This window comes from Myxococcus qinghaiensis (assembly GCF_024198215.1).
GTDB classification, from domain to species: Bacteria; Myxococcota; Myxococcia; order Myxococcales; family Myxococcaceae; genus Myxococcus; species Myxococcus qinghaiensis.
Genome location: NZ_JAKCFA010000030.1, coordinates 12,693 through 28,253 on the forward strand (window position 1 = coordinate 12,693; position 15,561 = coordinate 28,253).

A 15,561-nucleotide genomic window follows, 5' to 3' on the forward strand; every position below is an offset into this window, starting at 1 on the left:
CGCGACGTCACTGCATCCAGTTCGGAGAGTCCGGAGACGCCACGGCCTTCAGCGCGTTCCACATGCCGAAGAACGGAGGTCCCGCTTCCAACTCCAGCTCGACGGCCTCGCCCTCATGCCGCACCAGCTTCAGCCGGTTCAGCGCCAGCTTCCCGCGCGTCCCCGAGGCCAGCGCCGCATTCACGTGCAAATCATCCGTCGTCGCGTTCTTGAGCTCGCCCCAGTCGACCTCTTGAACACCCTCGGCTCGCCGAATCACCACCCGGCTCGTGGTGAGCAGTACCCACCGCGCCTCCTCGAGCACGCACGCGAGCACCGGAAGCTCACCCTCGCGCAGCCTCGCCAGCTCCAGGAGCTGTCCCTGCACCTCCACGGGGAAGTCCTCGAACGAGCGGGTCCGCTCACCCGGCCCGCCTCCTCGCGTGAAGACTCGAAGCAGCCGCTGGACCTTCTGTTGAGCACTCAGCCGAATCATCGCGTCCGCTCCCTTGTCTGCCCTGCTTCCCAGTCTGCACCGTCCCGCCGGGCCCTTGCCTGCCTGCCCAGACAGACCGGATGCGCGTGACGATATTCCGCCCACGCCGCGGCTCGTCATGGGCCTCGGTTTGAGCGGATTCAGAGCGAATCCCGACGCACGAGGAGGTGCACCGTGCTGGATACCGAACTCGTTGGCGAGCCCCTTCTTCACCTCGAAAGCCGCCGTCTGCTCGCCGAAGCCAGACGTGTTGTCCCCGAGGCTTTCGACTCTCAAGGCCGGCTGCTCTCGCCCATCGCGGGAGCCTGGCTCAAGCCGCCCGCCTGGTTCGAGGCCATCTCTCCCATCGACGGCAAGGTCTTCGCCGAGCTGCCGCTGCTCGATGCCGCCCAGGTCGCCACGGGCGTCGAGAAGGCCGCCTCCGAGTTCATCCCCTGGGCGGCCCGCTCCCTCGAGGACCGCAGCCGCGCCGTCATCGCGGCCGTGGACCTGCTCAAGGAGCACCGCGACCTGCTCGTGCGAATCCTCGCGTGGGATATCGGCAAGACCCTGCCCACGGCCTACAACGACGTGGACCGGTGCCTCGCGGGCATCGAGTGGTACCTGGAGCAGATAGGCCCGATGCTCGAGAGCCGGCAACCGCTCGGCCTCGTGTCGAACATCGCCTCCTGGAACTATCCCTTCTCCGTGCTGCTGCTCAACGTGCTCGTCCAGACGCTCGCGGGCAACTCGGTCATCGCGAAGATTCCCACCCAGGGTGGCGGCGTCTCGCTCACCATCGCCTTCGCCCTGCTGCGCCGCGCGAAGCTGCCTGTCTCGCTCGCGGGCGGACGCGGCAGGGACCTCTCCGAGTCACTCGTCGCCCACCCGCGCATCGCGGGCGTCGCCTTCATCGGCGGCCGAGCCAACGGCGCCGAGGTCCACCGCCGCCTGCGCGCCACCGACAAGCGCTACGCCCTCGAGATGGAAGGCGTGAATGCCTACGCCATCACCTCCTTCTCGGACTGGGACGCGCTCGGAAAGCAGATTCGCGCGGGCTTCGACTTCGGCAAGCAGCGCTGCACCGCCTACACGCGCTGGGTCGTCGAGCAGTCCCTCGTCCCCAAGTTCGTGCGGACGTACGTGGACGCCGTGTCGACGTTGCGCGTCGGCAATCCGCTCCTCGGCGCGCCCGTGGACTTCGGGCCGCTCATCTCCTCCAGCAAGGGCGAGGAGCTGCGCGGCCTCATCACCGAGGCGAAAGAGCAAGGCACCGCGGTGCTGTACCAGGGAGAGCTCGCGGAGGACGCCTTCACCGCGCACCAGGAGCGCGGCGCATACATCCCGCCCACCCTGCTCTTCGGCGTCCAGCGCGACAGCGAGCTGTACCTGCGCGAGCCCTTCGGACCCATCGACGTGTTGATATCCGTCGACTCCGAGGAGGAGCTCGTGAAAGAGGCCAACGTCTCCAACGGCGCGCTCGTGGCCTCCGTGGCCACGGACGACCCCGACCTCGCCGAGCGCATCGCCGCGCGGCTCCACGCCTTCAAGGTCGGCATCAACAAGCTGCGCTCCCGCGGAGACCGCGAGGAGTCCTTCGGCGGCAAGGGCGGCTCCTGGGCCGGCTGCTTCGTCGGCGGCACGCACCTGGTGCGCGCCTTCACCGACGGGCCCCATCCCCTCGAAGGCAACTGGCCGGACTGAGCACGACGCGCCCCCATGGTCAGGGGTGGGACATGGCGGACCCTGGGGGCGCGAGGTGTTCACTCGTACGTAGTGCGGACGCGAAGCCCGCATGTCATTGCCAGTCGTTGACGCGGCGCGGTTAAGTTGCCGCCCATGAACCGCGAATACCTCCGCTGGCACAGCGAGCGCCTGCATCGGGACATGGAGTTGCTGGTCTTCGGCCACTCCGGGGAGCCGGTGTTGCTGCTCCCCACCAGCCGGGGGCGCTTCTACCAGGCCGAGGACTTCGGCCTCATCGGCGCCATCGCCGACCGCATCCAGTCCGGCCGCTACGTCGTCGTGTGTCCGGACTCGGTGGACGAGGAGTCATGGTTCAACAAGTCCATCCATCCGCATGACCGCGTCGCCCGCCACCAGGAGTGGGAGGCCTACCTGCTGCACGAGGTGGTGCCGCTGCTCATGAGTCGGAGCACGGGAGGCCGGCTCACCCTGGCCGGGTGCAGCTTCGGCGGCTTCCACACGTACAACGTGGGCCTGCGCCACCCGGACGTCTTCCGCCGGCTCATCTCCATGGGCGGCAAGTTCGAGACGGACGAGTTCCTCGACGGCCACCAGGACGCGGACGTCTACTACCACTCCGCCACGCAGTGGCTGCCCAACGTCACCGACGGCCACCAGCTCGCCGCGCTCCAGCGCGTGGAGATGGTGCTCGCGGTGGGCGAGCACGACTTCTGCCGAGGCTCCAACGAGCACCTCTCCAGCCTGCTGTGGAAGAAGGACCTGGCCCACCAGCTCGCCATCTGGCAGGGCGGCAATCACGACTGGCCCGTGTGGCGGGAGATGATTCAGCAGTACCTGCCCTGGTAGGCACCGGGCCCGAGCCCGGAAGGCCCGAGCCCGCTCACGCCTCGAGCGGACGCAGGGTGCCGGCACTCACGCGGTGGAAGCGCCAGAGCAGCGCCAGGGCCACCGCGATGAGCCCCGCGCACAGGCCCCACCAGATGCCCACCACGCCCATCCCCAGCTTGAAGCCGAGCACCAGCGTGAGCGGCAGGCCGATGGCGTAGTGCCCCACCATGTTGGCCAAGAAGGTGAAGCGCGTGTCTCCGGCACCGCGCAGCACGCCCGCCCCCACGCCCTGCACGCCGTCGAACACCTGGAAGACGGCGCTCACCATCAGCAGCGGAACCACCAGCGGAATCACGTCATCCGGCGCGCCGGCCAGCTTCGCCAGCGGCAACGGGAAGATGGCGAAGATGAGCCCGCCCAGGGCCATGAAGCCCGCGCCGCTCGCGAAGGCCATGAAGCCGCTGAGCCGTGCCTGCGGCGTGTCTCTCGCGCCCACCGCCCAGCCCACGCGCACGCTGCCCGCGTTGCCAATGCCCACCGCCACCGTGAAGGTGAGGCTGGCGAAGGAGATGGCGATTTGATGCGCGCCCATGCTCGCCGGCCCCAGGCCCGCGGCCAGCACCCCCGCCAGCGCGAAGACGCCCACCTCCGCGGCGATGTGCAGCCCCGCGGGCGTGCCGATGCGCGCCGCCTGCACCAGGTCCGCCCACACCGGCTTGCGCGTGGGCTTCGTCGCCGGCGCGGGCATGCGGCGCACCGCCCAGAGGACGATGCCCAGCTGCAGCGCCGTGCACAGCACCGAGTCCACCGCCGCGCCCACCACGCCCAGCGCCGGCACCAGCCGCAGCGGGCCCGTCCACTCGGGCAGCCCCGCGCCGCCGAAGACGAGCAGCAGGTCCGCCAGGAGGTTCACCACGTTGGCCGCCAACGTCGCCACCACCAGCGGGCGGATGTTCGCGGTGGACGTCAGGTACGTGCGCACCGTCATGAAGGCCAGCATCAGCGGCAGGCAGGGCGCGCGCCACACGAGGTAGTCCTTCGTCTGCTGCAGCTCCGGCTCGACGATTCCCGCCCAGGGGAGCACACCCGGCGTCGTCAGCAGCAGCAGCCACAGCACCATGCCCGCGGCCAGCGCCAGCCAGCCGCCCTGCCATAACAGCGCCCGCGCTCGGGACTCGTTGCGCGCGCCAATGGCCTGGGACAGCAGGGGGTCCAACCCCATCATCAGCCCCATGCCGAAGCTGCTGACGGCGAAGAAGAGGCCGTTGCCCAGGCCCGCGGAGGCCAGCGCGGACGTGCCCGCATGGCCCATCACCAGCGTGTCCACCAACCCCATGAGCGCCTGCCCGCCCTGGGCGATGGCGATGGGGACGGCCAGCTTCGTCAGCGCCCGGAACTCGGTGCGAAGGGGGGTACGGACGTCGGTTTGGGGCGGAACGACGGCGGTGGACATGACGGCCCGGCCTATAGCGCCTTCCGGCATGGAATGCGCCAATCGCGAGGGACGCCTCGCCGCCCGCCCACCTGACCCGCCACGGTCCGCCCCAAAAGAGAGGGGCCCCCGGACATCCACTGTCCCGAGGGCCCCGACCCGTCACGTCACCGTCGCGTCATGTCGACGCGGGTGCGACTTCAGCGCACGGGCGGCTGGAAGCGCGTGGTGGCCACCGGCGTCTGGAGCGAGTCCGCCTTCGACACGCGGATGCCCGCGTCGGTGATGGCGTACACGTAGTCGTCCGCCATGACGCTGCGGCGCACGGAGGGCGACCAGTACCAGTTCCACTGCGGCTCGTTGAAGCTCTGGTACACGTCCTTCATCGACAGCGCGCCCACCGGCGTGAAGCCCGTGGCCGTGTCCACGCGGAACACTCGCAGCTCGCTCTTGAAGCCCGTCCAGTAGTCGTAGCCGCTGTAGTCCCAGTCCGTGAAGGGGAGCGCCAGCAGGCCCTTGGCGGGGAAGAAGTTGAACGCCTTGTGGTCGCCCTGCGCGTCGCTGTAGCTGTTCATCCCGCCCATCCGGTGCGTGAAGGCCTCCTTCGGGCGGGCCAAATCACTCACGTCGAAGAGCGACAGCTTCAGCGCGCGGCTCGTCCAGCTGCCGTCCTCGGCGCGGTCCTCGCCGAAGGTGAGCAGGTGCGTGTCACCCAGCGGGTGGATGTACGTGGAGAAGCCCGGAATCTTCAGCTCGCCCACCTTGCGCGGGTGCGCCGCGTCGCTCAGGTCGAAGGTGAAGAGCGGGTCCGTCTGGCGGAAGGTGACGACGTAGCCCTTCTTGCCCACGAAGCGCGCGCTGAAGATGCGCTCGCCCGGTGCCAGGTCCTCGCTGCGGCCCAGCTCCTGGAGATTCCCGCCCGTCGCGCTGAAGGTGACGACGCGGCTGTGGGTCTCCATCGTGTTGGGAACCGACACGCCGTCATTGCCACTGTTGGTGGGGTCGACGCGCCAGGTGCTCACCGTCGTCGCCACGCGAAGCACGCCCTCGTGCTCGTCCATGGCGAACTGGTTCACCAGGCTGCCCTCCAGCGTGCCGCTGCCCGCGTACTTCGCGCGGCTCGGCTCGCTGAGGTCGAACTTGTGCAGGTACGTGTGGTCGGACTGGTTCGCCTCCGGCCACCACCACCAGTGGGACGCCGCCAGGTAGAGCGCGTCCGGCGACGCGTACACCGTGCCAGGCGCGGACACGATGCTGGTGCGGCCCAGCGGAGCCGCGCCCTCGGCGGCGTCCAGGTCCAACGACAGCACCGTCACGAAGCCCAGCCCGGTGGGCGCGTTGGAGCGGTAGAAGTCCCCGCACGACACAGGGAGCGGCGTGACGGTTCCGTCCTCGGCCACGTGCTTGCCCGGAGCCACCCAGTCCGCCAGCGTCTGCGCCCGGATGAGCTGCTCATTCCTGGCGATGAGCGCGTCGATGGCCTCGTTCATCTTCTTCTGGCTGCGGTTCAGCGACGGCGAGTACTCCGGGTAGAAGCGCACGTCCGACGGCCAGCGGAAGTCGTCCGACAGCACCAGCCGCACCGCGCCGTCCACGCGACGGGCGCTGAGGTACGAGCCCGGCAGGAACACCTGCTGCTTCACCTGGGGCGAGGACAGGTCTGACACGTCCACCACGGTGACCTTCAGCGTGTCGCCCCCCATGTAGCCACACCGGAAGCCCGCACCCGCGCAGTCAGCGATGGGCGCGCCGCCCATCATCCAGCTGTCGCCCCACACGGTGGGACGTCCCGGACGGTCACCATCCACCTGCGAGGTGATGACCAGCCGCTGGCGCTCCTTGTCGTAGAGCATCTCCCGGGGCCAGCCGGCGATTTCCATCGACGAGGCCAGGGTGAGCTGCTCCGCGGGCCAGGAGCGGTGCAGGTACAGCCGGGGCCCGGACAACACGAAGATGCGGGTGCCGTCGTTCTGCACGAAGTCCGCCTCGTGCACGCCCGCCACCTGGTTGTTGGTGCCTGTGTGGTCATTCGGCCCGCGCGGCGCGTCGCCTCCCGAGTTGGCGTCTCCCTCCGTGGGCATGCCCACCGTGGGAGGCATCGAGCCGTCACCGAAAATCCAGCCGCCGCCACTTCGAGGCCGGGCCTGCTCCAGCGACGCGCGCATCCGCCGGGTCGCCGTGTCCTCGATGTACTGCTCCAGCGGAGCACACTCCTCGAAGGACTCCAGCCGGGCCTGCTGCTGCACCGGCTCGTTCTCGACCTTCGGGTATTCGCGTTCATCCCCGCAGCCCACCGCCGCCACCGCCGCCAGTCCCACCCACCCGTAGCGCTTCCATTGCCGCATGAGGCTCCTCCCTTGTCGCGTCTTGGCCCCATCCGGTGCGCGAGCTGGCTCGTCCAGCCCGCCACGTCCGGATGGCTTCGCGGTCCGGGCGCGCTCTTGCCACCGTCATGCCAGCACCCGGCAGACAGCGGACTCCGGGATTTCCAGGGGGTTGCGGGGGACGAAGCCTCTCAGAAACCTGAGGAGCGAGGAGTCCCCGAGGGGGAAAAACCGTGGGTCCTGGGCACGAAGCGGACGAACTGCTGCGTCAGCGCCGGGTCCATGCGCTCCAGTCGCAGGCCCATGCCCGCGGGAGCACGGAAGGGGCCTGGGGTGCGCGGCGGGTTGGACCAGACGACGGTGGCCTCGGCCGAACAGGGCGTGCGCTGCCCGGCGAGCAGCACCTTCAGCGTCAGCTTCGTCCCCTCGCGCGCGGGGGTGAGGGTGCGCACAAAGAGGGCGTCGGGGCTGGCGTCGTGGCTGAAGCCCGTCAACGTCGCGCCACCGCCCACCGGGGCGAACTCCACCACGGTGAAGAAGGGCACGCGCTCCGCGGCGCGCAGGGGCACGCGCTCCGGGACGAGCCGCGACAGCACGCGCCCCAACAGCTCATCCGCGCCCAGGTGCCGCTTCTCCAGCAGCGGCGCCCCGGCGAGCGCCTGCGCACGGGCGAGCACGTCCGCGGACTCCTCCGCGCGAGACAGCAGCACCAGCGGCTTCTTCGGGTTCGCGTCGCGCAGCCTCGCGGCCAGGGCCAGCGTCTCGCGCGGCGCGCGCGACACATCCACGAGGAAGCCGTCGAGCTGGGCGGTGTGCTCGTTCGCGAGCTTCTCCGCGTCCACCGCGTCACGCGCGTAGAGGACGTGCAGGCCCTCCTGCTCCAGCGCGCCGCCCAGGAAGGTGTGGAGGAAGCGCCCGCCTTCGACGAGCAGCATGCGGCGCCCCTTCGGAGGGCCTTCCTTCGCGCGCTCCTTCGCGCCGCGCACGGCCACCAGCTTCGCCTGGAGCGCCTCCAGCGCCACGGGCTTGGGCAGGAAGTCGTCGGCGCCCGCGCGCCAGCAGTGCATGACCTCGTGCGGCTCGCCGGCGGAGGTGAACATGATGACCGGCACGTTGCGGCCGGCCGGGTGCGCCTTCACCGCGCGGCACACCTCGTCGCCCTGCATGCGCTCCATGCGCAGGTCCATCAGGATGAGCATGGGCGCGCGGCGCGCCAGCTCCGACAGACACGCCTCGCCGCCGTCCAGCGTCACCGGCTCGCAGCCCAGTCTGGCCAGATGCAGTCTCACCACCTCGCGCGCGGTGCGCGAGTCATCCACCACGAACACGGCCTCGCGCGTGGTGGAGGTGGGGACATTCATGGTCAGGCGCGCGGCTCCTGCTTGCCGGACAACAACTGCGTGAGCTGACGGGCGATGGCGGCGCACTTCGCCGCGTCCTTGCCGTCCAGCGCGGTGCGCCCGCCGTCGAGCAGCCGCTGCACCGTGCCCACCGCGGCCTCGGCCTCCGGACTGGGGTTCTCCTGCGCGCTCTTCTGGAGCATCCGCGCCAGCTTCTCACCGCGCTCCAAGAGCTTGCGGAACAGCTCCTCCGCGCGCTTCGCGTCCACCACGCCCTGCGACTTCGCGTAGTTCGCCTGCTCCGCGCCCAGCTTCTCCGCCTCGCCGTGCGGCAGGCCCGCGCGCGCCTCCAGGCGCACCGTCTCCATGTTGCCCGTGGTCAGGTCCGTGGCCTTCACGGAGAGAATCGCCTCGCCGGACAGCTCGAAGACGACCTCCAGCGGCACGTCACCGCGCGCGGCCACGTGCAGGTGCTTGAGCACGACTTCGCCCAGCTTGTGGTTCTCGTCCTGGAACTCGCTCTCGCCCTGGTACACGGGGATGCGCGCCTCGGCCTGGCCGGACGTCCCGGGGAAGAAGATGTCGCGCGCGACGACGGGCACGCCCGTGTTCTTCGCGATGAGCCGCTTCACGCGTCCGCCCAGTACGCCCACGCCCAGGCTCTGGCTGGCCACGTCCAAGAGCAGCGCCTGGCCGGACTGGCGCAACAGCTCGTCCGCCTGCACCGCCGCGCCCAGCGCCACGGCCTCGTCCGGGTGCACGTCCGTGGAAGGCGCGCGGCCGAAGAAGTCCGCCACCAGCCGGCGCACCAGCGGCACGCGCGTCATGCCGCCCACCAGCAGCACCACGTCCACCGAGCGCGGGTCCATCTTCGCCTCGCGCATCACGCCCTGGCACACCTCCAGGCAGCGGCGCGACAGCGGCTCCGACAGCGTCTCGAAGAAGGAGCGCGTCAGCACCGTCTCCAGCTCCGTGCGCCGCCCACCCGAGGCATGGTCGCCCAGCCCCGACACCGTGACGGTGGCCTCCTCGTGCTCCGTCAGCTCGCGCTTGGCCGCCTCCGCCGCGACCTTCAGGCGCCGCAGGCTCTGCGCATCCTGGGACACGACATGGCGGAGTTCATCATCCACCTGCGCCAGCAGCCACTGGACGATGCGCTGGTCGAAGTCCTCTCCACCCAGGCGCGGGTCACCGCCGGTGGCGCGCACCTCGAAGACGCCGGACTTCACGTCGAGGATGGAGACATCGAACGTGCCGCCGCCCAAATCGAACACCAGCGCGCTGCCCTCGAAGCCTCGCGACAGGCCATACGCGAGCGCCGCCGCGGTCGGCTCGTTCACCAGTCGCACGACGTCCAGTCCGGCGATGGTGGCCGCTTCACGCGTGGCCTGACGCTGGTTGTCGTCGAAGTTGGCGGGGACGGTGATGACGCACTTGGTGACGGTGCGGCCGAAGTGCGCCTGCGCGTCGAGCGCCAGCTCCCCCAGAATCATCGCGGAGACCTGGGTGACAGGCAGCACACGCCCGGCCAGCTTCACACGCACGTCGCCCGAGGGGCCGGCGACCAGTGGATAGGGAACCAGCGCCTTGGCTTGTTGCACCAGCTCCGGCGTGTAGCGCCGGCCAAGGAAGCGCTTCGTGGCCCAGACAACGGAGTCGGGATGCTCCTCCGCGAGCGCTTGGGCTTGCTGCCCCACGACGCGCTCGCCGGCCTTCGTCACACCGAGCACGGAAGGCGTGAGGCGGCCTCCCGCGCGTGAGGGGATCAGGCGCGGTCGGCCGTCCTCCACGGTGGCGACGGCGCTGTTGGTGGTACCCAGGTCGATGCCGATGACGGGGTCGTGCATGGGGGCGGTCGGGACCCCACGGTACGGGTCTTGCCGCCTCCTCGCCAAGCCCCCTCTCGTCAGACCTGCCCTCCGTACGTCGCTTCCCTGTCCGTCCGAGTACGTTGGCGGCGGAGGTGGACGGCCCTGGGTCACCATGCTAAGGGCGCGACCGCCATGGTGAACGTGTCCATTGCCCGCCGCTACGCCCGTGCCCTCCTCGACGTCTCGTCGGAGGTGGGCCGCATCGACGCCGTCGCCGAGCAGCTCTCCTCCTTCGCGGATATCTTCGCGAAGAACGCGGAGATGACGGACGTGCTCCACAACCCCGTCTACTCGCGCGCCCAGCGTGGCCAGGTGCTGGAGGGGGTCATGAAGATGGTCCCCAACCTGGAGCCCGTGCTGGCCAACACCCTGCGGCTCCTGGTGGACCGCAACCGCCTGCCCTACGTGGCCGATATCGCCCGCGTCTTCCGCGACATGGCCGACGCCCGGGCCGGACGCGTGCGCGGCAACGTCACCACCGCCGCCGCGCTGCCCGCCGACGCCCTGGCCGAGCTCCGCCAGTCGCTCCAGCAGCTCACCCAGCGCGACGTCATCCTGGAGACGCGCGTGGACCCCAGCCTCCTCGGTGGCGTGTCCGCCCAGGTGGGCAGCATCCTCTACGACGGCAGCCTCCGCACCCAGTTGGAGGAGATGCGCCGCGAGTTGAAGCGGCACTAGCAGCACCCGGAGTACGGGCCGCCGCCTGGCGGCCCACTCCGCAGGTCGTCCCTGCACCCCGCAGTCCGGGGCAAACCGGCATTTCCCGTAGCCCTGGGACAGAGGTATACTCAGGGGAACGCGGGGTAACCCCGGGTTTTCTGGACGACCTCAACATGCCGCAGTCCCTGTTTCACCCCCTTCCCGGTGGTCCGCTGTTCGCGGTCGCCCCCGAAGAGGCCTGGCCCTTCCTTGGCGCGGTGCTGAACGCGACAGGTTGTGGCATCGCCCTGCTGGACAGGGAGCTGCGGCCCGTGTGGGTGAATGGCGCGTTGGCGGCGCTGTCCGGCATGGAGGTACGGGCGCACCTGGGACGTCCCCTCGTCGACGTGTGGCCCAAGGTGGCGGTGTCCCTGGCCCCGCTGCTGTCGCGCGCTCTCTCCGGAGAGAATGTGGTGGAGGCGCCGCTGACGGGCGTGCTGTCCCCGGCGAGCGGAGAGCTCCACCTGCGCGTGGGCCTGTCTCCGGCGCACCAGGCCGGAGTGCTCGCGGGCGTGGTGCTGTGGCTGCGCGACGACACGGAGCGCGTGCGCGAGGAGACGCGGCTGCAGGAGCGCGAGTCGCACATGCGCAGCCTGGCGGACGTGGCCTGCGACGGGCACTTCCTGCATGAGAACGGCGTCATCCTGGACGCCAACCGCGCCCTGGCGCACCTGTTGGGCCATGACTCGCCCCGGGAGCTGATCGGCCGCCACATGGTGGAGTGGGTGGCCCCGGAGTACCGCCCCGCCGTCATGTCCGCCGTCGCCCGGGGGGTGGAGACGCCCTACGAGGTGATGTGCGTGCGACGGGACGGCCAGCGGATTCCGCTGGAGGTGCTGGGCAAGTACGTGCAGTGGGAGGGCCGGCAGGTGCGGCTGGCCGCCATCTGGGACATCAGCGGGCGCAAGGCGGCGGAGGAGCGCGCCGAGCGCACCGAGCACTTCCGGGAGCAGCTGCTGGGTGTGGTGGGCAACGACTTGCGCACGCCCCTGCAGACCATCCAGATGGGCACCGGCGCCCTGCAGCGGCTGGGCGGGATGGAGGAGCCCCAGCAGCGGCTGGTGGGGCACATGGCCCAGGCGGCCCGGCGGATGGAGCGGATGATCCACGAGCTGCTGGACTTCACCCGGGCCCGGCTGGCCGGCGGACTGCCGGTGCGGCCGGAGTCGCTGATGCTGGACCGGCTGGTGGAGCGGGTGCTGGAGGAGCGACGCCAGGCCCACCCCGGCCGCACGCTGCTGATGGAGACGCAGGGAGACCTGCGCGGCCACTGGGACGAGACGCGGCTGACGCAGCTGGCGGACACGCTCCTGGGCAGCGTCCTGCAGCACAGCGCGGACACCACGCCCGTGCTCCTGAAGCTGGTGGGCGCGGTGGGGGGCGTGACGCTCTCCATCCGCAATGACTCACTGACGGTGCCTGTGGAGGACCACGCCACCCTGTTCGAGCCCTTCCGGCGGGGCCGCCCCGCCAGCGCGGAGGGCCTGGGCCTGGGGCTGTACATCGCCCGGCAGGTGGCCGTGGCCCACGGGGGACGCCTCACGGTGGAGTCCTCCCAGGGTGGCACCCGCTTCGTCGTCTGGCTGCCCCGCGAGCCCCCCGGCCGCTGACGCCGACAGCCCCGAATCTCGTGCGCATTGCAGTGGGTAGGGGTGCATGGTAAGGGGCCCCGACTTCTAGCTTTCGGCGGACCCGAACCGACCCGGCCCGCCCCCTGTTCGAGGACGCAAAACGCCCATGGAAATCCGCGCCGACGAGATCAGCAGAATCATCCGGGAGCAGATCAAGGACTACGGCAAGAAGGTCACCGTCGCGGAGACGGGCACCGTGCTGTCCGTGGGCGACGGTATCGCGCGCATCTACGGCCTCGAGGGCGTGCAGGCCGGTGAGCTGGTGGAGTTCACCAACGGCGTGAAGGGCCTCGTGCTGAACCTCGAGGAGGACAACGTCGGCGTCGCCATCATGGGCGACTTCCAGGCCATCCGCGAGGGCGACACCGTCAAGCGCACCCAGCAGATCGCCTCCGTGCCGGTGGGCAAGGGCCTGCTGGGCCGCGTGGTGGACCCGCTCGGTCTGCCCCTGGACGGCAAGGGCCCCATCGAGGCCACCGAGACGCGCCGCCTGGAAGTGAAGGCGCCCGGCATCGTGAAGCGCAAGAGCGTGCACGAGCCGCTGCAGACGGGCATCAAGGCGCTGGACGCGCTGGTGCCGGTGGGTCGTGGTCAGCGCGAGCTCATCATCGGTGACCGCCAGACGGGCAAGACGGCCGTCGCCATCGACACCATCATCAACCAGAAGGGCCTGAACGTTTACTGCATCTACGTGGCCATCGGCCAGAAGCAGTCGACGGTCGCGCAGGTGGTCGAGAAGCTGAACCGCTTCGGCGCCATGGAGTTCACCACGGTCGTCGCGGCGAACGCCTCCGACCCGGCCCCGATGCAGTTCTTCGCGCCGTACGCGGGCGTGGCCATTGGCGAGTACTTCCGCGACAACAAGATGCACGCCCTCATCATCTACGACGACCTGTCCAAGCAGGCCGTGGCGTACCGCCAGCTGTCGCTGCTGCTGCGCCGCCCGCCGGGTCGTGAGGCGTACCCCGGCGACGTGTTCTACGTGCACAGCCGCCTGCTGGAGCGCGCCGCCAAGCTGTCCGACGAAGAGGGCGCGGGCTCGCTCACGGCGCTCCCCATCATCGAGACGCAGGCCGGCGACGTGTCCGCCTACATCCCGACGAACGTCATCTCCATCACCGACGGCCAGATTTTCCTCGAGACGGACCTGTTCTTCGCCGGCGTCCGCCCGGCCATCAACGTCGGTCTGTCGGTGTCCCGCGTCGGTTCCGCCGCGCAGATCAAGGCGATGAAGCAGGTCGCCGGCACCATGAAGCTGGAGCTCGCGCAGTACCGCGAGCTGGCCGCCTTCTCCCAGTTCGGCTCGGACCTGGACAAGGCCACGCAGGAGACGCTGGCCCGCGGCGCCCGCATGGTGGAGCTGCTCAAGCAGGGCCAGTACGAGCCGCTGCCCGTCGAGCGTCAGGTCATGCAGATCTACGCCGCCACCAACCGCGACGACCCCAAGAAGCGCGGCTGGATTCGCGAGATTCCCGTCGCGGACGTGGTGCGCTGGATGCGTGAGTTCCTGGACTTCACGGACGGCAAGTACCCGAACATCTCGAAGGACATCGCCTCCAAGCGCGAGCTCACCAACGACATCAAGGCCTCGCTGAACAAGGCCATCGTGGAGTTCAACGACGTCTTCCAGCCCACCCCGGGCGCGAAGGTCTAAGACTCTCCGGCCCCCAAGGCCCGTCGCACCGAGCCCCGCGCTCCCTTCCCTGGGACGCGGGGCTTCGTGTTTCCAGCGGGTGCCCGGGCTCCTGGCGCTTCGGCTACTGCTTCGCGGCGTCGGCGGGCTTCACCTCGTGCACCGCGGTGCCAATGGACTCGCCGGTCCACTCCGGGTCCACGGGGATGACGAGGTAGCCGTCCTCCGCCGTGGGTGGGGCGCGCTGCTGGAGGGGTGGCGGCTCCTCGCTCGTGGCCACGCGGGCGGGCACGTCCGTCCAGGCCACGAAGCGGGCCTCGTACTCGCGCACGCGCTGGCCGCCGGCCACCTTCCGCTCCGCGGGGCGCGGCAGCAGCACGGCGTCCGCGCCCATCAGACAGGCGGTCTCCTGGAGCAGCTCCTTGCGGCCCTCCTTGCCCAGGTACTCGTTGCCCGTCACCGCCAGGGTGCCGAGCTCCGCATAGGGACGCGGGGGCTCACGCTCCTCGAAGACCTCGAACGCGCAGCCGGGCTCCCTCGCCAGTCTCTGGACGGGCACGGGGGTCACCTCCGGCGCCACCGGTCGAGACGTCGCGCAGGCGGATACGCACGCGGCCAGGAGGCACGACGACAGCGAGCGGCGGACGGACATGGCGGGCTCCCAGGCTCTCAGGCCCCAACGACAAGGGCGCGGCGGACGACAGACTCGTCAACGCCGCGCCGCTCGGGAGCATATCGCCCAGGGCCGCTTCAGCGCAGGCGCGGCAGGAGCGCGAGCAGGCTCTTGTCCACGCCACCGCGAGCGCCCAGCGCCTCGATGGCCTTCAGCTCGTACGGCAACACGTTGTCGCGGGCGACGAGTTGCACGTGCGCGCCCAGCGCGGCCGGCAGCGCCAGGTCCAGCTCGTAGATGTCGCCGGCCACCAGCGTGTCCTCGGGCCGCGTGCCGGTGGCGTCCCAGATGCGCTTGAGGGCCTCGAAGTAGCGGCCCCGGCGCAGGTAGACGGGCCGGCGCAGCACGCCCTCCAGCACCTGCGTCTCCGGCAGCGCGTCGAAGCGCGCGTCCGACACGTCCGGCGGGTCCAACAGGAACTTGCGCGCGTCGCCGGAGACCTTCAGCCGCTCCCGGCCCTTGGGCGCCAGGGTGTCCAGCTTCTTCTCCACCAGCTCCGTGTGCGCGTTCGTCACGACGGTGACGGGAAGGCCCGTGGCGAGCAGCGCCTCCAGCACCTCCTTCGCCTCCGGCTTGAAGGCCGTGGCCGAGTGCACGTAGGACTCGCGATACATCGTCTGCACGGCCTCCGAGCGCGTCACCTCGTCGGTGCCCACGGAGAGGCGCTGGAAGATGCGGTGCGCCGCCGTCGTGGCCGTCAGGTACGGGTCCGCCGTCGCGGGGGCCACCACCTTGCCCCCCAGGTTCCACCCCAGGAGGTCGGCTCCCGCGCGCAACGCGGCGACCTCCTCCTCCCAGGCCTGCTCCACCCCCTGCCCCAGTGCGCGGACCAGTCCGTCACGAAAGTGTTTCAAGAAGGGCGCGCTCTCCGTCGCCACGTCCGTGAAGGTCCCGTCGAAGTCCAGCACCACGCAAGCAATCGCCATCAGCCCACCGACTCCCGAAGTTGGAGGAAAGGGGCCGGATGAC

General features: G+C 70.3%; 12 protein-coding genes. 5 read left to right on the forward strand and 7 right to left on the reverse strand.

The annotated features are described in order from the left end of the window. Positions 1 to 7: 7 nt before the first annotated feature. On the reverse strand, positions 8 to 475 hold the full coding sequence (locus LZ199_RS39455) for a hypothetical protein (protein WP_253998969.1): 468 nt from the start codon (positions 473 to 475) through the stop codon (positions 8 to 10). A gap of 174 nt (positions 476 to 649) precedes the next feature. On the opposite strand from LZ199_RS39455, the gene LZ199_RS39460 reads away from it, so the two are divergent. Beyond that, positions 650 to 2,158 (forward strand): aldehyde dehydrogenase family protein, encoded by a 1,509-nt coding sequence (locus LZ199_RS39460; RefSeq protein ID WP_253998970.1) that lies wholly within the window; start codon positions 650 to 652, stop codon positions 2,156 to 2,158. A gap of 135 nt (positions 2,159 to 2,293) precedes the next feature. After that, positions 2,294 to 3,007: an esterase family protein gene (locus LZ199_RS39465; RefSeq protein WP_253998971.1), complete on the forward strand. Its 714-nt coding sequence runs from the start codon at positions 2,294 to 2,296 to the stop codon at positions 3,005 to 3,007. A gap of 34 nt (positions 3,008 to 3,041) precedes the next feature. Here the strand turns inward: LZ199_RS39465 and LZ199_RS39470 are convergent, their stop codons facing one another. The 4 genes from LZ199_RS39470 to LZ199_RS39485 all read right to left on the reverse strand — a co-directional run bounded on the left by LZ199_RS39470 (position 3,042) and on the right by LZ199_RS39485 (position 9,932). Beyond that, complete coding sequence (locus tag LZ199_RS39470; RefSeq protein WP_253998972.1) at positions 3,042 to 4,442, reverse strand: MATE family efflux transporter; 1,401 nt, start codon at positions 4,440 to 4,442, stop codon at positions 3,042 to 3,044. Between the two features lie 179 nt (positions 4,443 to 4,621). Further along, positions 4,622 to 6,766, reverse strand: coding sequence for a beta-propeller domain-containing protein (locus tag LZ199_RS39475; RefSeq protein WP_253998973.1), 2,145 nt, complete (start codon positions 6,764 to 6,766; stop codon positions 4,622 to 4,624). Positions 6,767 to 6,936: 170 nt separating this feature from the next. Next, positions 6,937 to 8,106 (reverse strand): TIGR02266 family protein, encoded by a 1,170-nt coding sequence (locus LZ199_RS39480; protein WP_253998974.1) that lies wholly within the window; start codon positions 8,104 to 8,106, stop codon positions 6,937 to 6,939. Positions 8,107 to 8,108: 2 nt separating this feature from the next. Beyond that, positions 8,109 to 9,932 carry an Hsp70 family protein gene (locus LZ199_RS39485; RefSeq protein ID WP_253998975.1) on the reverse strand — a complete coding sequence of 608 codons (1,824 nt, stop codon included), beginning with the start codon at positions 9,930 to 9,932 and terminating at the stop codon, positions 8,109 to 8,111. A 156-nt stretch (positions 9,933 to 10,088) separates the two neighbouring features. Here LZ199_RS39485 and atpH point away from each other — a divergent pair, with 156 nt between their 5' ends. The 3 genes from atpH to atpA all read left to right on the forward strand — a co-directional run bounded on the left by atpH (position 10,089) and on the right by atpA (position 13,940). Beyond that, on the forward strand, positions 10,089 to 10,634 hold the full coding sequence (atpH, locus tag LZ199_RS39490) for an ATP synthase F1 subunit delta (RefSeq protein WP_253998976.1): 546 nt from the start codon (positions 10,089 to 10,091) through the stop codon (positions 10,632 to 10,634). 155 nt (positions 10,635 to 10,789) lie between these two features. Continuing rightward, positions 10,790 to 12,265, forward strand: coding sequence for a PAS domain-containing sensor histidine kinase (locus LZ199_RS39495; RefSeq protein ID WP_253998977.1), 1,476 nt, complete (start codon positions 10,790 to 10,792; stop codon positions 12,263 to 12,265). A gap of 127 nt (positions 12,266 to 12,392) precedes the next feature. Further along, positions 12,393 to 13,940, forward strand: coding sequence for a F0F1 ATP synthase subunit alpha (atpA, locus tag LZ199_RS39500; RefSeq protein ID WP_253998978.1), 1,548 nt, complete (start codon positions 12,393 to 12,395; stop codon positions 13,938 to 13,940). A gap of 103 nt (positions 13,941 to 14,043) precedes the next feature. On the opposite strand, the gene LZ199_RS39505 is transcribed toward atpA, so the two are convergent. Both LZ199_RS39505 and LZ199_RS39510 read right to left on the reverse strand, forming a co-directional pair. After that, positions 14,044 to 14,478 (reverse strand): hypothetical protein, encoded by a 435-nt coding sequence (locus LZ199_RS39505; RefSeq protein WP_253998979.1) that lies wholly within the window; start codon positions 14,476 to 14,478, stop codon positions 14,044 to 14,046. Positions 14,479 to 14,669: 191 nt separating this feature from the next. Continuing rightward, positions 14,670 to 15,518, reverse strand: coding sequence for an HAD family hydrolase (locus tag LZ199_RS39510; RefSeq protein ID WP_253998980.1), 849 nt, complete (start codon positions 15,516 to 15,518; stop codon positions 14,670 to 14,672). Between the last annotated feature and the right edge of the window lie 43 nt (positions 15,519 to 15,561).